Annotated in this window: 10 protein-coding genes and 1 pseudogene; 8 read left to right on the forward strand and 3 right to left on the reverse strand. The window is 45.2% G+C overall.

Annotation, left to right across the window (positions count from 1 at the left end):
- Positions 1–121: 121 nt before the first annotated feature.
- Positions 122–9,967, forward strand: coding sequence for a tetratricopeptide repeat protein (locus QUA70_RS09540; RefSeq protein ID WP_333410385.1), 9,846 nt, complete (start codon positions 122–124; stop codon positions 9,965–9,967).
- A 109-nt stretch (positions 9,968–10,076) separates the two neighbouring features.
- Here the strand turns inward: QUA70_RS09540 and QUA70_RS09545 are convergent, their stop codons facing one another.
- The gene (locus QUA70_RS09545) at positions 10,077–13,412 is read right to left on the reverse strand and encodes a CmcI family methyltransferase (protein ID WP_333346522.1); all 3,336 of its coding nucleotides are present in this window, start codon (positions 13,410–13,412) and stop codon (positions 10,077–10,079) included.
- 141 nt (positions 13,413–13,553) lie between these two features.
- Here QUA70_RS09545 and cobA point away from each other — a divergent pair, with 141 nt between their 5' ends.
- The 6 genes from cobA to QUA70_RS09575 all read left to right on the forward strand — a co-directional run bounded on the left by cobA (position 13,554) and on the right by QUA70_RS09575 (position 18,544).
- On the forward strand, positions 13,554–15,125 hold the full coding sequence (gene cobA, locus QUA70_RS09550) for a uroporphyrinogen-III C-methyltransferase (RefSeq protein WP_333346519.1): 1,572 nt from the start codon (positions 13,554–13,556) through the stop codon (positions 15,123–15,125).
- Between the two features lie 365 nt (positions 15,126–15,490).
- Positions 15,491–15,682, forward strand: coding sequence for a DUF2281 domain-containing protein (locus tag QUA70_RS09555; RefSeq protein WP_333152845.1), 192 nt, complete (start codon positions 15,491–15,493; stop codon positions 15,680–15,682).
- Positions 15,669–16,055: a type II toxin-antitoxin system death-on-curing family toxin gene (locus tag QUA70_RS09560; RefSeq protein WP_333324228.1), complete on the forward strand. Its 387-nt coding sequence runs from the start codon at positions 15,669–15,671 to the stop codon at positions 16,053–16,055. Before QUA70_RS09555 ends, QUA70_RS09560 begins: the two co-directional genes overlap by 14 nt.
- Before the next feature lie 233 nt (positions 16,056–16,288).
- A complete protein-coding gene (locus tag QUA70_RS09565; protein WP_333324226.1) occupies positions 16,289–17,479 on the forward strand; it encodes a tetratricopeptide repeat-containing serine protease family protein in 1,191 nt (396 codons plus the stop codon).
- 87 nt (positions 17,480–17,566) lie between these two features.
- Positions 17,567–18,145, forward strand: a complete 579-nt coding sequence (locus QUA70_RS09570; protein ID WP_333324224.1) for a Uma2 family endonuclease — start codon at positions 17,567–17,569, stop codon at positions 18,143–18,145.
- Positions 18,146–18,208: 63 nt separating this feature from the next.
- Positions 18,209–18,544, forward strand: a complete 336-nt coding sequence (locus tag QUA70_RS09575; protein WP_333324222.1) for a hypothetical protein — start codon at positions 18,209–18,211, stop codon at positions 18,542–18,544.
- On the opposite strand, the pseudogene QUA70_RS09580 reads toward QUA70_RS09575, so the two are convergent.
- Together QUA70_RS09580 and QUA70_RS09585 are read right to left on the reverse strand one after the other, a co-directional pair.
- Positions 18,489–21,515, reverse strand: a pseudogene (locus QUA70_RS09580) (PAS domain S-box protein). The gene QUA70_RS09575 and the pseudogene QUA70_RS09580 sit on opposite strands and share 56 nt — an antisense overlap.
- Positions 21,516–21,549: 34 nt before the next feature.
- Positions 21,550–21,705, reverse strand: coding sequence for a hypothetical protein (locus QUA70_RS09585; protein ID WP_333346516.1), 156 nt, complete (start codon positions 21,703–21,705; stop codon positions 21,550–21,552).
- A gap of 229 nt (positions 21,706–21,934) precedes the next feature.
- Between QUA70_RS09585 and QUA70_RS09590 the strand changes: the two genes are divergently transcribed.
- Positions 21,935–23,362 (forward strand): diguanylate cyclase domain-containing protein, encoded by a 1,428-nt coding sequence (locus tag QUA70_RS09590; protein ID WP_333346513.1) that lies wholly within the window; start codon positions 21,935–21,937, stop codon positions 23,360–23,362.
- Positions 23,363–23,657: the final 295 nt, after the last annotated feature.

Consider the following 23,657-nt stretch of genomic DNA (forward strand, 5'->3'; position numbering starts at 1 on the left):
GTAACGGATGTCAGGAAGAAGGAAGAAGGAAGAAGGAAGGGGGAAGAAGGAAGGAAGAGTTAACACATTAGAACAAGTTGGCAATTACAAGTTAGCGAACTCCCAAACAACCAAGACAACTATGGCTTCTCAAAAAAAATCGCGGAAATCTGGCTGCAAACTGGGTGCCGAAGACTCTTTGAAATTAGCTTGGGAACATCACCAAGCGGGACGTTTGTTAGAAGCTGAGAATTTGTACCGGCAAATAATAGAAGTGCAGCCGGAGTCAGCAAATGTGCTGTGTTTGTTGGGAATAGCGGCGAGACAGCAGGGAAAGATTGCAGAGGCGATCGACTTTTACGAAAAGGCGATCGCCCAAAACCGCGATTTTGTAGAAGCACATTTAAATAAGGCTAATGTTTTGCTGGATATACGCGAGTATCAAAGGGCGATCGCCAGTTACGAACAAGTAATCAAAATCCAGCCCCATTCCGCACTCGCCTACAATAATTTGGGCTGGGCAAAACAGCAATTAGGCGAAAGAGACGCGGCTATTTTATATTACCAAACAGCCCTGCAATTGGATCCAAATCTGCACGAAACAGCACACAACTTAGGACATTTATTTAAACAAAAAAATCACTTAAGCGAGGCGATAGCTTATTACCTCCACGCTTTAAAAATAAATCCCAACTTGACATATTCCCTGATGGGCTTGGCAACAGTTTTGCAGCAGCAAGGTAAATTAGCCGAAGCTTTCAACTGTTACCAGCAAGCGGTAAAACTTGACCCCAACAATCCCGAGGCTCACAACAATGTAGGAGCATTTTTCTACGAACAAGGCAATGCAAAAGCAGCAATATCCTACTACAGACAAGCATTAAACTTAAAGCCCGACTTCGTGGAGGCAATTAACAATCTCGGACACGCTTTGGTCGATTTAGGAGAGTTTCAAGAGGCTTTTTCTTGTCACAGTCGAGCCTTGGAATTGCAGCCCGACAACGCCACCGCCCACCTGGAATTAAGTTTAACTTTGCTATTGTTCGGAGATTTTCAGCGCGGTTTTGCTGAATATGAGTGGCGGTGGCGCACTCCGCAACTACAACCGAGGCAATTTAAACAGCCGGTTTGGGATGGTTCGGATTTGCAGGGGAAAACTATTTTACTCCACGTCGAGCAAGGCTTTGGCGATTCTATTCAGTTTATTCGCTACGCGCCGATTCTTCGGAGCCGAGGCGCTACAGTTATGGTGGCTTGCTATCCAGAACTGATGCGGTTGTTTGCGACAGTTCCTGGTATTGAATATTTATCAGTTAGTCTGGAAGGTTTGCCAGAATTTGACGTTCAGGCACCTCTGATGAGTTTGCCGCGAATTGTGGGGACAACTCTGGAAACAATACCAGCAAATGTTCCTTATTTAGAGCCGCCTGCTGAGTGCAAATTTGCGCTTTCTTCCGATGCAAAATTGAAGGTAGGGATTGTTTGGGCGGGGAGTCCGCAGCGCCGGAAAGACAATCAGCGTTCTTGCAGCTTGAGCGATTTTATTCGATTTTTAGATGTTCCGGGAATTGCTTTTTATAGTTTACAAAAAAACTTGTCGGAGATCGATCGCACTTTGTTGAACCAACACTTAGTGCCGGATTTGAGTCCACATTTGAGCGACTTTGCTGATACCGCTTCGGCTATATCCCAACTGGATTTAGTGATTAGTGTCGATACGGCTGTGGCGCACTTAGCCGGTGCTTTAGGAAAACCGGTTTGGGTGCTGCTTTCTTTTGCTCCTGACTGGCGTTGGCTGCTGCACCGCGAAGATAATCCTTGGTATCCAACTGCGAGGCTTTTCCGCCAAATTCAGCCGGAAAGTTGGCAAGAATTGTTTGAGGAAGTACAGGCGGCTTTGAGTTTATTTGCGATCGCCAATACTGCTAGTTATTCCGATGATTCTACTCACAAGCAGCTTGACTCCCTTTCGCTTGCAATGACTGGTAATAATAAGCCTGACCTCGATTTTGTGGCTCTCAAAAGGACAGGTGCAAGCGTGGTTAAAGAGAGTAAACAAATATTTTTGAGGGCGAGCGAAGGGTTAGCGGAACGCTCCAGCGCTAAGCAATCGCAGGGGATTGAGACATCGGTTGCGATCGCAACGGGTGGCCATAGCCCGGTTGTTTTAGAGGATTTGTTGCGACAAGCAGAACAGTTAATGGAAACAGGAGATCGGGAAGAGGCGATCGCCCTTTACGAACAGATCATATCTCTTGACCCAAATTGCGTTCAAGCGCGGATTAATTTTGGTTTTCTCAAGCAAGAAAAGGGCGAATTAGACGCAGCTATTCCGCACTACCGAGAAGCTTTAGCACTCGATCCAAATATTCCTCAAACAGCTTACAATTTGGCAAAGATTTTTGAGGAACAAGGTCAAGTGGAAGAGGCGATCGCACATTACGAACAAGCTCTTGTCGCGGAACCGAATTTCGTACCCGCCCTGATTAATTTAGCCGTGGCGCTGCAAGAAAAAGGCGAACTTGTAAGGGCGATCGAGCTGTACCGGCGAGCGCTGGAAATTCATCCGCATAGCTGGGAAGCTTACAACAATCTCGCAACAGTGTTGCAAGAACAGGGCAATTTAGAAGATGCGCTGGAGTATTATCACAAAGCTCTAGAATTGCTGCCGGATTTTGTGGAAGCTATCAACAATTTAGGCAGGACATTTCTGGAAAAAGGCGCGGTAGAAAATGCAATAGCCTGCTACAGACGAGCGATTCATTTAAGTCCAAATCACGCTAGCGCTCACCTGAATTTATCCTTGGCTTTGCTGTTGGTGGGAGATTTGGAAAATGGTCTCGCTGAATATGAGTGGCGCTGGCAAATTAAAGAATTTCACACTGGTCATTCCTGTTTTTTGACGGGGCCGGATAATACTGTTTCGGCCAGAGAATACCGGCCGCTATGGGACGGTTCTGATTTGGTGGGAAAGACTATTTTGCTGCACGCCGAACAAGGTTTAGGCGATTCGCTTCAGTTTATTCGCTACGCTGCGATCGTCAAAAATAAAGGCGGTAGGGTAATTGTTGGCTGTTACCCGCAATTGCACCGTTTATTTGCAACGGCTGACGGCATTGATTTGCTAATAGTTAAAGGCGAGCCACTGCCGGAATTTGACGTGCAAGCGCCGATGTTGAGTTTGCCGTATATTCTTGGTACAAAGCTGGAAACAATACCGGCAAATACTGCTTATTTATCTCCGCCAGCGGGTGCTGAATTTGGACTTTTGCCCGATCGCAATTTGAAAGTTGGGATTGTCTGGGCGGGGAATCCAAAACACCGCAAAAACAAGCAGCGTTCTTGCAGTTTAAGCCAGTTTATGCCGCTTTTGGACGTTTCGGGGGTAAGTTTTTACAGCTTGCAGAAAGAGGTTTCCGAGGCCGATCGTGCGCTGTTGAATCAAACGTCGATCATAGATTTGAGCCCGCATTTTGGTGATTTTGCCGATACTGCGGCTGCGATCTCCAAACTGGATTTAGTCATTAGTGTCGATACCGCTGTCGCCCATTTGGCGGGCGCTTTGGGCAAACCAGTGTGGATTTTGCTGGCGTTTTCGCCGGATTGGCGGTGGCTGTTGGAGCGTGAAGATAGTCCTTGGTATCCAAGCGCAAGGCTGTTTCGCCAGCATCAGCGGGGCGACTGGGAGGATGTTTTCGATCGGGTGGCGGAAGCTCTAGGCGCGGTTGCTGCAGCATTTGTGCCGTCGGATTCGGCGGATGCAGAGTTTCGGCGGGGCGTGGATTTGCAGCAGCAAGCCGATTTTGGCGGTGCGATCGCTTGTTATGAGCGGGCGATCGCGATCGATCCTAATTACGCAGCCGCGCACAGCAATTTAGGCGTTGTCAAACAGCAAGCGGGCAGGCTAACAGAGGCGATCGCGCACTACCGACAAGCCCTAGCAATCGACCGGAATTTGGCTGAAACTGCAAGCAATTTGGGCAGCGCGCTGGCGGAAGCAGGGGAGACTGAAGAGGCGATCGCAGAATACGAGCGGGCGCTTTGTTTGAACCCGAATTGTGCGGAAGCGCTGATTAATTTAGGCCTGTTGCGGGAAAAACAAGGAGATGTTGCGGAGGCTGTAAGGTGCTACGAGCAAGCGATCCAAGTCAATCCTAATTGCGCGGCGGCTTATTTGAATTTGGGAATTGCTTTGGAGGAACAAGGGGAGGAAGCGGGCGCGAATTACGAACTGGCGATCGCGAATTACGAACGGGCGATCGCGATCGAGCCTCATTATTTCGATGCCTTGCACAACTTAGCATACGCCTCGATCCGACAGGGCCGAGTTGCAGATGCGATCGCATACTACGATCGAGCTCTGGCGCTGCAACCGGATTGGGCAGAAACTGATCTCGCTTTCGGGAGTTCGCTGTCTAGCCCCGATAAGTTGGATGAGGATTTAGCTGTTTGCCAGCAAGCGATTCAGGCATCGCCAGCCAGTGCACAGGCTCACGGCAATCTAGGAATTGTCCTGCATAAACAGGGCAAAATTGAAGATGCGATCGCCTGCTATCAGCAAGCTTTGCTCCTGAAACCCGACTTTCCACAAGCTTTGAACAATCTCGGCAAAGCTTTTGAGGAAGCGGGAAAAATGACAGAGGCGATCGATTGTTACCGTCGGGCGATCGAACTCAAACCCGGTTATATCAATCCTCTCACCAGTTTGGGAAGTGCTTTGCACGATCGCGGCCAAGTTGCAAATGCTGTCACCTGCTACAGCCAAGCAGTAAAATTTAATGTCGCTAACCCGGAAGCTCACCTAAATTTAGGTTTAGTTTTGCTGCTGTCGGGAGACTTGCAGCGTGGTTTTTGCGAGTACGAATGGCGACTCCTAGTTAAAGAAAAACAGTTCCGAACCCACAACTTTATTCAGCCGCTTTGGGATGGCAAAGATTTGCAGGGAAAAACTATTTTGCTTTGCCCGGAACAGGGTTTAGGCGATGCAATTCAGTTTATCCGCTATGCAGATTTAGTCAAACAAAAAGGCGGTAGGGTAATTGTTTGGTGTTTCCCGCACTTGCAGCGCTTGTTTGCACAAGTTTCGGGAATCGATGGGTTAATAGTTAATCCAGAGGATGCGCCGGATTTTCAAGTGCGCGCGCAACTCATGAGTTTGCCTCACCTTCTGAGAACAACTTTAGAAACTATACCCGCCAAAGTTCCTTATTTAGCTCCCCCGCCCGGTTGGGAATTTACTCTCAATTCAACTACTAATTTGAAAGTAGGGATTGTGTGGTCTGGGAATTCTCAATACTCCCAAAATAAGGTGCGATCGTTACCCCTAAATTTGTTGACAAAACTGTTAGATATTCCCGGAACACAATTTTACAGTTTGCAAAAGGAAATAACAGCAGACGAGCGCGCTTTGTTAGAGCAAATGGCCGTAACAGATTTAAGCTCTTATTTGCACGACTTAGCGGATACTGCGGCGGCAATCTCGGCTCTGGATTTAGTAATTTCTGTAGATACTTGTGTGGCACACTTGGCTGGTGCTTTGGGCAAACCCGTGTGGATTTTGCTCTGTTTTGTGCCGGATTGGCGGTGGATGTTGCATCGCGAAGATAGTCCTTGGTATCCTACGGCGCGGCTGTTTCGCCAGTCAACAGCGGGAGATTGGGAAGGAGTTTTAAAAGAAGCTGCTTTGGCCCTGAGAGAAAGAATTGTCCAGCATAAACCAGCTATACCGCCAAGAGAAATTCAAATCAATATTGAATTATATCAAAAACAGTTTAATCAGGGAAATATTCTCAAGTCGCAAGGAAGATTTACCGAGGCGATCGCTTATTTTAAAAATGCTTTAGTTTTGCACCCGAACTCGATAGAGGCCACAACTAATTTGGCCGTGACGTTGCACCAAACAGGCGATTTAGCCGAAGCTACTACCTATTATCAGCGCGCGATCGAGATAGATCCTAACTGCGCTCAAGCGCAGAATAACTTGGGTATTTTGCTGCAAGATCAAGGCAATATAATGGCTGCTATATCTTGCTTTCAAAAGGCGATCGCCCTGAATCCGGTTTACGTCAAAGCTGTCAACAATCTCGGCGCCACACTCCAGCAGCAGGGCGATTTGGCGACTGCGATCGCCTGTTTTCATCAAGCACTTTCTGTCAATTCCAATTATGCGCCAGCCCTGGTAAATTTGGGTGCGGCGATGCAAACACAATCTCAGCTAGCCGAGGCTGAACGCCTTTACGAGCGTGCAATTGAAGCAGAACCTAACGATCCTACAGGACACTATCACCTGGGAACGTTATGCTTGGCTGCGGGAAAAATAGAACAGGCAATTTCTAGCTTGGAACGAGCCATATCTTTGAACCCTAATTATAGAGAAGCTATTACTAATTTAGGCAGTGCTGTTGAACAATTAGGAGACGTAAATCGAGCCATTTTGTGTTATAATCAAGCTATAAAAATTGATGCAAATTGTGTTAAAGCTCATTTCAATTTAAGCTTAGTCTTGCTGTTGACTGGGGATTGGCTGCGCGGTTTAGCAGAATACGAGTGGCGCTGGCAAACAGAACAGGCGAAAAAATTGCCACGGTTGAATTTTGACCAACCAGTTTGGGACGGTTCAGATTTGAATGGGCAAACTATTTTGCTCCGCTCCGAACAAGGTTTGGGCGATGCGATTCAATTTGTGCGATACGCGGCAATTGTGCAGCAAAAAGGCGGCAAAGTAATCATTTCTTGCTATCAAGAACTGAAGCGTTTATTTAAGCAGATTCCTGGCATCAAACAAGTGGCTGTTCGGATGGATGAATTGCCGGATTTCCAAGTGCAAGCACCTCTGATGAGTTTGCCTCATATTCTGGGAACCAATTTAGAAAATATACCCGCAAATGTTCCTTATTTAGCTGCGCCGCCGAATTGGCAATTTTCCCTAAATTCCGATCGCAATTTCAAAGTTGGGATTGCGTGGGCGGGAAGTTCGGAACATTTGAAGGATTTTCAGCGATCAAGCGATTTAAGCTACTTCCTGACATTGTTAGATATTCCCGGTGTAAGTTTTTACAGTCTTCAGAAAGAAGCGTCGGCGGAAAATCGTACTTTGTTAACTCAAATTCCCGTGATAGATTTGAGCGACAATTTGAACGATTTTGCCGATACTGCGGCAGTGATATCGCAACTAGATTTAGTAATTTGCGTGGATACTGCTGTCGCGCACTTAGCCGGTGCTTTGGGTAAACCCGTATGGGTTTTGCTGTGTTTTATGCCGGATTGGCGGTGGATGTTGGAACGCGAAGACAGCCCTTGGTATCCTACGGCGCGACTGTTTCGGCAGCAAACACCGGGCGATTGGGAGGAAGTATTCGATCGCATAAAAACAGCTTTGCAAGAGTTAACAAGCTCCTTGGTTATTGCGAGGGAAACAAATCAATCGCCAAGCCTCCTCACTCCCAACGTAATCACAGAAACTGACGGACAATTTTACATAGCAAATGCCTTAAAAAAACAAGGTAAAAAAGCAGAGGCAGCCGCTCGCTACGAACAAGTAATTGCCGCCTCACCCCGCCACGCAGAAGCCCACAGTTATTTAGGTTATCTCAAACAGGAAAACGGGCAAATAACCGAGGCTATTTCGCACTACAAACAAGCGCTAGAAACCAATCCCAACCTGAGCGAAACAAACTTATACTTGGGTTCTGCCCTCGAAGAACAGGGAAAAGTCGCAGAGGCGATCGACTTTTATAATAAAGCAATTCAACTACGTCCCAACTCGCCAAATTGGCGCTTGAGACTAGCCTTAGCTTTGCTTTTAACTGGAAATTATGAGCGCGGTTTTGCAGAGTACGAATCGCGCTGGCAAACTCAACAATTGGATCAGCGCTCTTTTGAGCAACCGCTGTGGGACGGCTCGGATTTGCACGGAAAAACAATTTTATTGCACCCTGAACAAGGTTTTGGCGATACGATTCACTTTATCCGCTACGCACCTTTAGTTAAGCAAAAAGGTGGCCAAGTTGTTGTTGCGTGTCATGTCTTGCTGAAGCGTTTATTTGAAGGAATTGCAGGAGTCGATCGAGTAGGAGTCAGGCCGAGCGATTTGATAGATTTTCAAGTGCAAGCCCCGCTGCTAAGTTTGCCGCGAATTCTGGGAACCACTTTGGAAAATATACCGGCGAATATTCCTTATTTAGCTCCGCCACAGGAGTTTAAATTTTCCCTAGAGCCGAACAATAAACTAAAAGTAGGTATTGTGTGGGCGGGCGGCCCGCTGCACCGCAACAATCATCGGCGATCGTGTAAATTGAGCGATTTTCTGAAATTTGTAGATGTTCCGGGAGTGAGTTTTTACAGTCTTCAGAAAGATTTGTCAGCGGGCGATTCCCTACAGGATAGCTGCGCTTCACGCACTTTATTAAAGCAACACAAAATTGAAGATTTAAGCGAACATTGCGTCGATTTTGCCGACACCGCAGCAATTATTTCGCAACTCGATTTAGTAATTTGCGTAGATACTTCTGTGGCGCATTTGGCTGGTGCTTTGGGCAAACCCGTCTGGATTTTGCTGTCTTTTGTGCCCGATTGGCGCTGGATGCTGGAACGCGAAGATAGCCCTTGGTATCCCACCGTGCGGTTGTTTAGGCAGCAAAAACCGGGTGATTGGGATGGAGTTTGCGATCGTATAAAAGCAGCCTTGCTAGAGAGGGCGGGTACGGGGGCATCGCCCCTACAATCTACTCGTCCCCAGACTCAGCCTGGTAACGCAGATTGTGATACTCCGCCTCAAATTCAACCCCCAGAAACTCCCCCACAAATTACCGGAATCGGCATTAGTTGGCCCCTCAGCATCACCAGCGGCTGGGGAATTTACGCCATGAATTTAACACTACAACTGCGGCAAAATCCCGCCTGGGAAGTTGCACTTTTAGCACCGCCATCAATCACCTCAGAATCGATGAATCCGCTGCATAAATCGCTGTTATTACCTGTAATTGAAAAGCAAAAAACTTTTCAGGAATTAGTAGCAGCCAATTCCGACAAACAAATCAGTTGTAATTTTCCCGTACTTTACGCTTTGGGGAATAATTTAGCATCCTCTGGAGTTGACAATCAAATTACCAGCGCTTGTCAAATAGGAGTCATATTTTTTGAAGACACGCGAATCACAGCAGAAGCACTAGAAACAGCCAAAAAATATAGCGTGATTGTGGCCGGTTCCAACTGGAATGCCGATGTTTTGAGAAGCCACGGCTTGACTAATGTGGCGATGGTAAATCAAGGAATTGACCCCACAATTTTCCATCCTGCACCCAAATCTAATCTATTTGGCGATCGCTTCGTCATCTTCTCTGGCGGCAAACTGGAATATCGCAAAGGTCAAGATATTGTAATTGCCGCTTTCAAACGATTTCGCGCCAAACATCCAGAGGCTTTGTTATTAACAACATGGCACAATTTTTGGCCTCAGTATATGTTAGGAATCGAACAAACCGCCAACGTTGCGGGACTTCCCAATATCAACCGCGACGGAAGTTTAGGAATTTCCCAATGGTTAGTGGCTAACGGTTTGCCGATTGACTCTTTTATCGACATCGGCTTAATTCCCAATCACCTCGCTGGACAAATTTTGCGAGAAGCCGACTGCGCTGTTTTCACCAACCGCTGCGAAGGCGGCACTAATTTAGTCGCGATGGAAAGTATGGCCTGCGGAATTCCGACTATTTTATCAGCAAATACTGGTCATTTAGACTTAATTTACAGCAACATTTGCTATCCTTTGTGGAGTCAAGGACGAGTTAAACCGACTGCTCCTTTTTCCGGTGTAGAAGGTTGGGGAGAGTCTGAGGTTGCAGAAGTTGTCGAGGCTTTGGAACAAGTTTATACTAATCGCGAAGAATCAAAACGTCGCGGTTTAGCTGCGGCTAATTTTATGCTGGATTGGACTTGGGAAAAACAGGTTAAGCGCTTTCTTGATGTGATACTTAATGTGATGAGATAAGACGGCGGTTTCAACCGCGTCTACACAAACGAAGTCCCTCTCTAAGAGACTAAAGAATAAAGGGGGTAAAAAGCCAAAATTTAGTATTATTACAGGTAATCTGCCGCACTTAATATGATTTAAACTTTTGAAACCACACTCCTGTTTCATCAATTGTATGCAGAGAAAATGACTCGTCTTTCATCACCTCAAAATCGTGTACTGCTTGCTTGCAGCCCTCCCAGTGTCCGTAATCATCAACTTGAATAAAACCCTTAGAAATCACGCTGTCATAAAGCGTATTAAATATATCCATTGTTGACTCATACCAATCTCCATCAGCGTGCAGAAATGCTATACTTCCTATTGCTAACTTGTATGTGGGTAAAGTCTGGGCAAATAATCCCTTAATCGGTACAACAATATCTCTAACTTGCAGTAATTCACAGATTTTATCCAAATTTTCACTAATTGAAGCTTTGAGAGTTCCTTCGCCAAAATCGGTAAGATTTGCAGGTATTCCCTGATGTCGATCGATCTCCGTAGGCGCCGGCATTCCTTCAAAGGTATCAAAAGCATACAGCACTCTGGGACGGCGACTGTAATGTTTAATTACAAATGCCATTAAGGCTGCCGATCCGCCTTTACAAGTTCCGCATTCTACAAAATTTCCCGGCAAATCTTCCACACATATTTGCTTTGCTAGGGAGTATAGCGAGAACAGTCGGGCTTCACTCAATAATGTGTAAGGTTTGATAACTAAGAGTATGGCTTGAAACTCGTCATCAAACAGCTTATTTGACAATAGAGCCCCTCGCAATGACGATGCTTTTATTTTCTTTAAGAAACCATTGGTACACCAAGTCATGTTATAGCCAAAGTAATCGCAATAACTGCTATCAATTTTATATTCATCTTCGTGTTCGGACAGAAACTTTTTCAATGCTTTGTGAGGTCCGCTATTATATGAAGCATCTTGAACTAAATCCGAAATAATTCCGTCTTCAATCACAATATATTCTTCCGGCTTAAGATACGAATGGAAGAACTCCAAGACGTGCTTGCTGGTTTCGTAGGTATGGTCGGCATCTTCTATTACCAGCAAGGGACGCGGCAATGAGTTGATAAAATCTGGTGTCAATATTTGCTGTAAAGCTCGTCCGTTTCCTTCCATGTAAGTGACGCGAGGATGTTGGACTGAAGTAACTTTGAAAATATCAATAGAATAAATGTGGCCGTCAATGCCAAAATTATTTAGCATATCTCCGAACCACAAAGCACTACCACCATGTTTTGAGCCAATTTCAATAATTGTGAGCGGTTTTAAGTTCCAAAATAACAGGGGGTACAGTGTAAAATCGAAGGGATTTTTCAGCATTGGTACGCCTCGGTATGAATAGTTCAGAGTGGCGTTTTGAATTAACAGCATATGTTCGCGAGGAAGAGTTGTATTCCACGAGCGTTGCTGTGTGGGTATTTTTATTTGCAATAAAGTCATAGTTAAATTTTCAACTTGCACTTGTGCTTGGCGGTGCGTGGGATCGATCGCCAATTCCGCTTTAGCCGCTGCAAGTGCTTCTTGGTACCGTCCCGCATGGCTCAAACAAACAGAGCGCAGGTAGTACATTCCTGGAACATTGATATTTAGTGAGGCGACTTGTTCAGCTAGTCGCATAGCTTGCACCGGATTATTGCTATTGAGTAATGCAACAGCTTGTTGCATCATTTCATGCACTTGTCGTACAGTGATTTCTCCATCGACCAACTGATTGTTTGACATACCGCTGATTGAATAATCCTGCAAATGTACTGGCAACTGCCAGGAAATATTGGGATCTGGTTGATGTTTTACTGGCTCGACATTGCCCCGCCAAGCAGCCCCCATAATTTGCATTGTTTGATATACTACTGTTTGCCATCCCCTTTGCTTCAAGTAATCCAAACCTCGTGCAACAGCGGGAGCCGCTAAATCGTGAAATAAAATTATCGCATCTTCTTCAGCCAATTTTTCACACGCAATGGCATCATTTAAGGGGCCTTCACCTTCGTGTTCCCCGTCAATAAAAATTAACGACCATTTGTGGTTAAATTGAGCGGAAAATTCTTCGACTCTTTGGGGGCTGTAGCCTGGTATTAGCTCGACTGATGTTTGCACGCCCGACGCATTTAGAGCACCTTGAATTGAGTCTATTACGCTTTGTCTAATGTCCTCTCTTTCTAATAGCGGATCGACGACATCTAACTCAACTCCTGCCAGCGCTAAGTGACAGGCAGACCACCCTAGCCAGCAGCCTATTTCTAAGGCTTTTTTACCTTTGAATTGCAGAGCCGTATTGTAAAGAATATGTGCTTCGTCGCGGCTGAGAAATCCGACTGAATTAGCACGGCGATCGACATACCAATTGTGCTTAATTTCCCGGCGCAAATAAGACCACGAACAAGTCTGAGTATCCCCAACAATCATGTTGGGAAAGTACGCATCTGGGAGAATAACTTTCAATCCGGGCGAGACGTAATCTCCGGCGGGCAGCAAAGTATTGTTTGTGATTTCAGATAACGGCGGTAATGTCATTTTTTCTGGTGTTAAATTAGGAGAATTGGGCTTTTTTTTCTGTTGGTAGCGGAGACTAATTTCTATTTGATTTCCGTCCGTTGTTGCTAATTTTACCAAGTCGTGTTTGTGGCCAGTCATGTGCAGAATGCCGATCGCCTCCTGTGGCAAATACGGCTCCACAAAACAGGCTTGGTGCTTGTCCCAAACGGGCAAACCAAAGTTGCAGCTCCAGTTGCACCGAGCCGGCAGCATCTCTGTTTTGTCAAACATTTCAGTGCCGTAAACTAACCGATTTAAAGCTATTTGGTCGGTCATTAAAGAAACGTGCCGCTGCAATCCCTGTTCCAGATATTCGGCCCAAATTTCCCAATGGGGGGCGTCTTTTTGCAGCGCGAAAATACCTGCATTTATGGTTGGATAGCTGTGCAAATGTTGGGCTACTTCTTCCCCAAAGGCTGCTTGATAATCCCGGTAAACAAATTGCCAGTACCAAGGCAGTTTGCCGTAAGCTAAATAATAACCCCGGTCGAGTTCTGCAACAACTGCTAAACCCCGTTTAGCCGCGCCTTTAACTAACAGTTCAACAGCTTGCCAATCTTGTACCCAAGCATCGGCATCTATCCAAAGGTAGATGTCAAAATTGGGAAAATATCGACGGAGAAACGGACGCGCTAAAAGTCCTTTGAGATAGTGAGGGGCTTCATTTTGACCCGGAAAGTCAAAGTCCCAATCGGGCTTTTGAATGATATTAACTTGTGTTTTTAACCACTGCAACTGTTCGGGAGTGCAGCCGAGATCGAAAAAGCCGATCGCCACATTTTCGCCCTCTGGTTTTTCCCGCACCGATAAAATAGTACCTCGCACCAATTCAAAGTAATTTGCATCGGCGGCCGTGATGATGATAATCTGCATAAATAGCTTTTCTTATACAATAAACTGCTGAGTATACCGTAGGGTGCGCCTCGGCGCGTCTTACTATAGTGTAGGGTGCGCCTCGGCGTGTCTTACTATAGGCTAGCAATATTCATAAAACTATACTATCGAGGAGGAATTGTGAAAAACCACAAAGGGAAAGTTTATCTAGTCGGTGCGGGGCCCGGAGATTGTAACTTGATGACAGTGCGATCGCACAAACTGCTATCCCAAGCCGAAGTCTTAATCTACGATGCTCTCATCGACATCCCGCAACTCGAATTAATCCCAGCAACTTGTCGGAAAATCGAGGTCGGCAAACGCGGCGGCAAACCTTCCACGCAGCAGCAAGAAATTAACCGTTTGCTGGTAGAACATTGCCAACTAGGCAAACAAGTAATCCGCTTAAAAAGTGGCGATCCGTTTATTTTTGGTCGTTCTAGTTCCGAGATTCAAGCATTAATCACAGCGGGCTGCCAGTTTGAAGTAATACCCGGAATTTCGTCCGCCTTAGCCGCACCTTTACTAGCAGGAATTCCCCTCACTGATCCGGTGATGAGCCGCTGTTTTGCAGTGATGAGCGCCCATGAACCGGATGCTCTGGAATGGGAAGCTTTAGTGCAGATAGAAACTTTGGTAATATTGATGGGAGGGCGCAATTTAAGCGAGATCATCTGGCAATTGCAAAAGCACGGACGATCGCCCGAAACTCCGATCGCCATTATCCGAGATTGTGGCCGCCCCCAACAGCAAATTTGGCTCGGCACTCTCTCCAACATTGTACAGCAAACAGCAGGTCAATCTCTATCGCCTTGCGTGAGCGTAATTGGGGAAGTAGTCAGATTGCGCGAATATTTAATCCAGCCAGAAAGCACACATATGATCGATACACCAGTCACCACTAATAACAGCCAATTGCCGCTAGCAGGAAAAACCATTTTAGTCACGCGATCGGTTTCTCAGTCTGCTGAATTTAGCGATCGACTCCAGCAACAAGGAGCCCGCGTTATCGAAATGCCTGCCTTGGTAATTGGGCCGCCTTCGAGTTGGGAACCATTGGATAGTGCGATCGCACAATTGTCAAGCTTTCACTGGTTAATTCTCACTTCCCACAACGCTGTAGACTGCTTTTTTCAACGATTACAAGCAAAAGGCAAAGACGCCCGCAGCTTATTTGGTATTAAAATCGCAGTTGTCGGCAAAAAAACAGCAGAAAGTTTGCGATCGCACTCTTTACAACCAGACTTTATTCCCCCCAACTTTGTCGCCGATTCCCTAGTCGAGAACTTCCCCGACAACTTGCCAAACTGCAAAATCCTATTTCCGAGAGTAGAAAGCGGCGGCAGAGAAGTTTTAGTTAAAGAATTCACCGCCAAAGGAGCGCAAGTAATAGAAGTGCCAGCTTACCAATCTTGCTGTCCCGAAACTATCGATCGGATCGCCCTATCCGCACTCCAAAATCAAGCCGTAAATATCATAACATTTGCCAGTTCAAAAACCGTGCATAACTTTTGCCATCTCATAGAACAAAGCCCGCAATTGTCCGGATCTCAGGATTGGTTGGAAAGCGTTTGCATCGCATCCATCGGGCCGGAAACTTCCAAAAGCTGTCAGAATTTATTGGGGAAGTTAGATGTGGAAGCCAAAGAATACACGTTAGACGGATTGACTGAGGCGATCGTCCAATGGGTTACAAAATATCAAAATTTGTAAGTGCCATCGAACAGCAGTTAATTATCTAATCTGTAGGTGGTAAAAGGGTTATAATACCAATTTAAAAAATTTCCGGGTAAGGACACGGCAGTGCCGTGTCCCTACAAATGCTCGCGTACAATCTCTCGGTTGCAAAACTTTTATGAATTAGGACAATACTCCGGACAATTTTTGGAACGATACTACAAGCTTTACAGGGCAAGGATCGTAAAAAAGTCGAATTAAATGTAAGTCAGGGGTGGAGCTGACATTGATTTAATTATCCACAGTGGCTCAAAGTCAAGCGAGCATAAGCCATTGGGCTATATAAAAACTGTCCGGACTATTGTTAGGATACAATAGTTGTAAAATAACTAGGAGTAAATATGACCGCAAAAGATCAACTTCTTCAAGAACTAGACCAAGTACCAGAACCTATGTTGAAAGAAGTGCTTGAGTTTGTACTAGCCCTGAAGGCAAAACAGCCTGTAAAATCAGAAAAAAGTGATGTTTGGAACGCTTACCTAGCATCTAAAAAAGAACGAGAGGAGGTTTACCGTCGCCTTGCCAACTCCTAAATTTCTCTCTCTCGATGAAGTGCTAGAACTTCATGCAGACCAGATTTCTAGCTTTGGTGGCACTCCCGGCGTTAGAGATGAAGGCTTGTTGGAGTCGGCTTTGGCTCAGCCACAAGCAACTTTTGGCGGGGATTTTTTGCATCCAACGATTAGCGAACAAGCTGCCGCCTATCTCTATCACATCGCGATGAATCATCCCTTTATTGACGGCAATAAACGAACGGCTTTTGCGGTGACAGATACCTTTTTGCGTTTGAATGGTTGCGCTCTGAATTTGACGGACGATCGAGCATATGATTTAGTCATGCGAGTCGCGCGGGGAACGATGACTAAGGAAGAATTAAGCAGGGAGTTCGAGTCATGTATTGTTTAGTTTTAATAAGAAAGTTGGGCAGCCTGCAGGGAGATTAATTAAGGTACGCAGTGGGCACCATACAGTGAAATAGGGAATCGCGGAACAAAAAAGCGAGTAAAATTATCACTAAAGAACAAAGCCGAGATCCTTTGCGTCAAATCACCAATAAAACTAAAAACAAAAAAAGTACCAAGGATCGATCGCCCTTTCTCCCGCAAATCCCGCTACCCAACTACTAATTAGCAATACCCATGAATATAAACTTTTCTCGTTATGACACCTTAACCACGCTGCTAGCAGGAACAACCGCAGCCTTAACCATAGTCATCAGCCAACCCGCGATCGCCAAAACGCCCCAAGAAGTCGCCAGCATTGCCGGTCCGCTGACAGTACAAATTAACAGTTCCCTCGGAGACGGTTCTGGCGTAATTATTGCCAAAACAGGCAAAACTTACACAGTTTTAACAGTCAACCACGTCGTAGAGAAAGCAGACGTGAAATACACCGTTCGCACGTCTAAAGGCAAAAACTATCAAGCAACCTCCGTCACCCGCTTGCAAACCGCCGAAACTGACCCGGATTTAGCCGTAGTCAAATTTGAAAGCCCCGAAGAATATCCAGTCGCGACGATCGCAGATTCCGATCAAGCCGTCATCGGCACTCAAATCTTCGTTTACGGCTATCCCGCTACCGGCGGACTTTTCGGCGCCGAACGAGAACCAGAACTCTCTCCCGGACTCGTTACCAGCCGCCCCGGCAACCGCCCGGAAGGTTACACTTTGCGGTATCAGGCAGTAACTTGGAGTGGCATGAGTGGTGGCCCAGTTTTTGACTCCGAAGGCCGAGTCATCGGTTTACACGGACAAGGAGAATTCGGTTTCGCGCAAACGAGTTCCGGCGAAGTCGCCCCGATTAAAACCGGATTTAACGCAGCAGTTCCAATCAATACATTTATCGCGAAGCTAGTGGCGGCGGGAATCAACAAATCCGAGTTGAAAGTAGACAATACTCCCGCCACGATCGGCCCGGTATCCACCGCCAATCCGCAAGACGCCCAAGCCTATTATTTTCGAGGACTTTCGCTGTTAGATCAAGGAGATGCTTGGGAGGCGATCGCGGATTTCAACAGAGCACTCGCTTTCAAGCCCAAATATACCCCTGAATTGTATTTTAATATCGGTAATGCCCGCACTTTCATCACCGCCAGCTTGCCCGAACTCGATCCCACTCGCGGTTCCAATGCTATTCAAGCATACACGCGGGCGATCGCAACCAATCCCGGTTTTGCCGACGCCTACTACAACCGAGCTTTAGCTTACCTGGACAACAAAGACCAACCGAAAGCAATTGCTGACTTTCAAAAAGCAGCAGAACTTTACAAGCAAGGCGGAAGAACAAGTGCGTATCTAGACGCGCTCAACAGAATCAAACAATTGCAGTAGAATTAGAAGTTAACAATTAAGAATTAAAAATGGGATTATTCATTTTTAATTCTTAATAAACTTTATACAAACAGCAGGTAAATAACAATGACTGCTATAACCTTAAACCTCAACTCCATAATTAAACTAAATTCAGAACAGTTTTATCAAGTGTGCGAAGAAAACCCGGAATTGAAATTAGAACGGAATGCCAACGGAGAATTAATTGTCCTGCCACCCACGGGAGGAGAAACGGGAAGAAGCAACTCCAAATTTAACTTACAAATTGGACTTTGGAACGAACAAACCCAACTCGGTGAAGCCTTTGATTCCTCCACAGGATTTACTCTGCCCAATAAAGCCGATCGCTCTCCCGATGCGTCTTGGGTAGAAAAATCGCGCTGGGAAGCTTTAACACCTCAACAAAGAGAAAAATTTATCCCGCTTTGTCCCGATTTTGCTGTGGAAATTCTCTCTCCAACTGATAGCTTGAAAAAGACTCAGGAAAAAATGCAAGAATATATGGAAAATGGCTGTCGTTTGGGTTGGCTGATTAACCGCAAAAAACGGGAAGTTGAAATTTATCGCCCCGGCCAAGATGTGGAAGTTTTACAATCTCCTCTCACTCTTTCTGGGGAAAATGTTTTGCCGGGATTTGTTCTCAATTTGCAAAAAATTTGGAATTAGCAGAATTCAATTATCAATTATATCATCTTCGGTAAAATAAGCGTAACCAGTTCGTAGTGAGGAATGCAAGTCCGAGCAAGTTGGATTCAGATTAAAGCGGGTTACTTCAACTTGCGATCCTATCCGCCCATGCTAGAAAAAATTATCAGTTTATCGATCGTCTCTCCGCTGTTATTTGCGGGCGAGTTTTATCTGCATCATTTCTACATTAAACCCAAAAAATTCCTCGAAATTTCCGAAGAAGATGAAGGCGTTATCATCAAAGACAGCATCGACACTTTAGTGTTAAAAGAGCAGTTGTGGCTGATGGTAATAGAATCAAATTTGTCCTTGAACTCGATAACTAAACTGGATTCGGGAGGAGAGGTCGAATTAACTCCACAATTTGGTCATACTTAAAGTTATTGACACAATCAATTAGCGCACTGGAAAGGGTTGATTGAGATGCGGGAATTTGTTTGATTAGCTCGTTCATGACATCAGGATCAACATAGTAGGCAGCTTGATACATTTCTTCTAACCACTGAGAGGACATCACGGCTAGATCTTCTGGAGATAAAGAATCCACAAATAGTTTTTGGCAATCTTTTCCTACAACTGTGTAGATGTACTCTACTCCCAAGTGTTGAGCGAGTTTGTCAAAGACGAGCCTTTCCTGAAATGGCTTGCTCATAAAGTCGTCACAACCAGCCATAAGAGCTTTCTCTCGCTCTTCTTCAAAAGCACTGGCAGTTAAAGCAATAATGACAGTCTCTTGTCCATGAGGGTGTTCTCTAATGCGTTTAGTAGCTGTGTAGCCATCCATAATCGGCATTCGTAGATCCATCCAAATCAGGTGTGGGGACCAACTTTCCCACAGGGATAGTGCTTCAACTCCCTGTGTTGCTTGGCGCACTTCAAAACCGACTGAGGTAAGGAGTTTGACCAACAAGCGGCGATTTTCCTCTACATCTTCAACAACAAGGATGCGGTAAGTTGGTTGTCCTGGAGCTATACCAATCACTCTTTGTTTAAGCAATTCTGAGGCAAGGCAGACTGCTTGAGGTAACTTTACCCCAAGTTCAAAGTAAAAAATGCTGCCCTGATTCAATGTGCTTTGAACCCGAATCTGACTACCCATGAGTTGGACAAATCTTTGGCTGATAGCTAGACCTAGACCAGTACCTTGATTCAATTTAGTCCCAGCTTCAGCTTGCACGAACACCTGAAATAAGCGGTCAACTTCTGTTGGAGCAATTCCCACTCCAGTATCCTCAATTTCAAAACATAGGCGACAGGACGTTTGGTCGCTCTGTTCTGATCTTACTCGTAAGGTGACGCTTCCTTGATGAGTAAACTTAATCGCATTACCGAGCAGATTGACTAAGACTTGATACAGTTTTTTCTCATCGCTATGCACAAATTGGGGCAGATTGGGTTCTTGCTCGACAATTAATTTCAATCCTTTCGAGTGGGCTTTAACTTGCAACATTTCTTCAAGAGAACTCAGCAAATTTTTTAGGTCAAAGTCAGAAAGATAGAGTGTCATCTGTCCGCTCTCAATTTTAGATAAATCTAAAATGTCGTTAATCAATTCCAATAAATGTGTGCCACTACGATTGACGATCGCCAAATCTTGTTGGAGTTCGGGAGTCAGAACAGGATCGTAACTCATCAATTGCGTAAATCCCAAAATAGCATTGAGAGGAGTACGGAGTTCGTGGCTCATATTCGACAGGAACATACTTTTGGCTCGGTTTGCTGTTTCTGCTGCTTCTTTAGCTTGCTTAAGTTCCAACTCGGCTTGTTTGCGATCGCTAATGTCAATTAAAGATCCCACCATTTCCACTGGTCTACCTGCCCGATCTCGAATTAGTCTGAGTTGAACGAGTATCCAGCGATAAACCCCATCAGAGTGACGAAGACGGTATTCATGGAAATAAAAATCATTGACGAATATATTGGCTAAGCCATTAAGCACTCGTTCTACATCATCTGGGTGTAAGTTATGCACCCAAAATTCAGAATCTTCTAAAAACGCAATGCTTTCATAGCCCAATACATCTTTGATATTTTCGCTGATGAACGTTGCTGCATAGTCGCCATAAGGTTTAGAGCTAAAAATAACGATGGGGCTGTAGTTCAGGAGAAAGTTGAGGCGACTGGTGGTATCTCGCAAAGCTTGCTCAGCTTGTTTCAGCTCTGTCACATCCTCCTGAACGGCAACATATACAGTTCCGTATTCAGGATGCTCAAACCTAGACGTATGAGCTCTGCACCAAAAGAGAGTTCCATCTTTTTTCTTATTGTAGATTTCAGATTGTGCTTCTCCGTTCTGATCAATTTGAGTAACAAGATCTAGCAAGCTTGCGTCTGGTGTTAGCTGTTGATCGATATAATTCAAGACACCAACGGGTTGACCTGCGAGTTCGCCCTCTGTGTAGCCAAACATAGAGTCAAATTTGGGATTGGTGTAGACGATCGTGAGGGCTGAGGCTTTAATTAAACACACTCCACCTGCCATGTTCTGGATAATAAGACTCTGAAGAGCTAGCGTCTTTTGAGCTTCTTTTCGAGCGGTAATGTCTTGGATCTGAGCAATAAAATGCAGTGGAGTTCCCTGTTCATCTTGTACTATCGAGGCATTAAGAACAATCCAAATTATAGGTCCTTGTTTATGGAAATACCGTTTTTACATTTGGTAACTTAAAATTGTTCCTGCTAATAGCTGATGTACATAACTAAGATCCACGTTTAAATCGTCAGGATGGGTAATGTCTTGGAAACTTAACGCTGACAACTCTTCTGAGGAGTAGCCAATAATCCGAATTAAGGCAGGATTGACTTTAACCCAGTACCCATCAAGTGAAACGATCGCCATTCCAATTGACGCATTTTCAAACGCATTGCGAAACTGCTCTTCACTGTTTCGTAAAGCCTCCTCAATTTGTTTGCGTTCCTTTTTAGCCCGCTTGCGCTCATTGATTTCCTTCTCTAAGGCTTGATTGGCCGCAATAAGTTGAGCTGGACTAGGTAAAGCTAAGGCTGAGGGAATTAAAAACACTAGCTCAGATGCAGTATATATAGAAATCAGAGCAGTAATAGCTTTAAGTCCTCCCGAAAGCCAATAAGTAGGAAACCAAAGCGTCCAAATTTCCATGATATGAGTTGTACCACAGGCAATTATGAAGGCGCCAAACAGAAAAAATACTTTCTGAAAAGGAGTATCTTGGCGCTGTCGCACAAAGTAGATTAGCATGATGGGGATGGAGTAGTAAGCTAAAGCAATTAAACCATCGGATAAAATATGTAATCCTACTAAATTTGTTTGCCAGAGATAGCAGTGACCATGAGGAATGAATCCTCCACTTTCAAAAAATTGTGTAATCATATCTAACCTGCATTATTCATGAGTGCTGAAGTGCTTAGCGATTGAGTTCTGCCATTGCCCGCTTCATGGTCGAAGTCTTACCGGGAAAACCACTTTTGAGTAGGGAGATGTCAAATTGCGAACCCAGCAGCACGAGACATCCGATCGCAATGAGGAGTAGACTTGCCCTTTCAGAAATGTGCTTGTTCATACAGCAGATTGCGTTGAAAAAATGTTCTTTTAAGGTTAGCCCAAATGAAGAAGGGCCACCACGGGGCGATTATCCCTACCTCAACAAGTCAGATTGTGTAGGGGCTGTGCCAGTGTGCCAGTCCTCGAACTCTGCGATCGCAGGACTTCTGGCTGCGTAAAGTGAGTTTATAATTTAATAATTCAACTATACTCTTATTCATAGGCTTATAATCCTTTTGCAAGAAAGTATGGAAAGCAGTAGGATTCTCGTCGAGAGAACTAGCGATAGAGTTAGCGATCCACATACCAACTACCGCGGCAATATTTTAATTGTTGACGATCTGCCTGATAACCTGCGTCTTCTGGGCCGTACTTTGAGCGCACATGGTTATAAAGTTCGCTGTGCCACAACAGGCGCAATGGCGATCCGAGCCGCCCAATCGCCATGGACGGAACTAATTTTACTCGACATTAAATTGCCGGATTTTGATGGCTATGAAGTTTGTAAACAATTAAAATCTGACGAGCAAACCACAGGCATTCCGATAATTTTTTTGAGTGTTCTCAAGGAAACTTTCAATAAGGTTCAGGGGTTTGCTGTTGGTGCCGTAGATTATATTGCTAAGCCGTTTCAAGTCGAAGAAGTATTAGCTCGTGTCGAAACTCACCTAACCATCCGACGGTTGCAACAAAGCCTCCAAGAGCAGAATATACGTCTCTTGAGAGAAGTGGAAGAACGCCAACGTCTCGAGGCATCCCTCTTTGCCGAAAAAGAACTCGCTCAAGTGACTCTCCAATCGATTGGTGATGCAGTTATTACTACCAATGCTCAAGGTAATGTGCGATTTTTCAATCCTATCGCTGAGCAACTGACAGGCTGGAAGGCTCATGAGGCTAAGGGACTCCCCCTGTCTACAGTCTTTGAAATTGTCAATGAAGTAACGCGACAGCCATTAGAGAATCCGAGCGACAAGGCTTTGTTGGAGAAGCGAATTGTGGGCTTAGCTAACCATACTACACTCATTGCGCGCGATGGGATTGAGTATGCCATTGAGAACTCAGCAGCACCGATTCGAGACTACCAAGGTCAAATTATCGGGGCAGTCATCGTCTTTCATGATGTTACCGAATCGCGCAATATTGCTCGTCAACTCTCTTGGCAAGCCAATCACGATGCTCTGACGGGTTTAATCAACCGTCGAGGATTTGAGCAGCGACTAATTGAGGCGATCGCCTCTGTTCAAGATAGCAATCAGCAGCACGCTCTCTGTTATTTAGATTTAGATAAGTTCAAAGTCGTTAACGATACCGCAGGTCATATTGCTGGCGATGAGCTACTGCGCCAAATCACTAGAGTTTTACAAAAGGGAGTCCGCGCTAATGACACACTGGCTCGCTTGGGAGGTGATGAGTTTGGTCTTTTACTTACTAAATGTCCCCTCTCTAAAGCAACTCAGATTGCGGAAAAGCTCAAAGACATAGTGCATCAGTTTCGGTTTATTTGGGATAGCAAAACCTTTATCATCGGGGTCAGTATTGGAGTTGTTGCCATTAACCAAACCAGCCAAGATTTGATGGAGGTTATGGGGGCGGCTGATGCTGCTTGTTATGCTGCCAAAGGCAAAGGTCGCAACTGTGTTCATGTTTATCGTCTAGACGATGGCGAACTCATATAATTAGACAACGTAGTGAGAGGCAGTTGATTTCCCAAATCAGCCGTGGGTTAGAAACCAATCGTTGTTGTCTCTACTCCCAAAAGATTGCCTCTATTACCTCTAATATCAAATCCGTTAGCATCGGAATAGTAAATTAGAGTTCACTGTTGACTGTTCACGGTTGACTGTTCACGGCGTCAACAGTCAACCGTCAACATCATAAGGAGTGTAACCGGAAATGATATTAATGATATTACCGCACTTTTTTAGCTATTTCCATCCTGCGAGTTTTGCGACTTGTTCTGTCCCGGTTTTT

Origin of the sequence: Microcoleus sp. LAD1_D5 (assembly GCF_036702115.1) — a bacterium.
In the GTDB taxonomy this organism is placed as follows: Bacteria; Cyanobacteriota; Cyanobacteriia; order Cyanobacteriales; family Microcoleaceae; genus Microcoleus.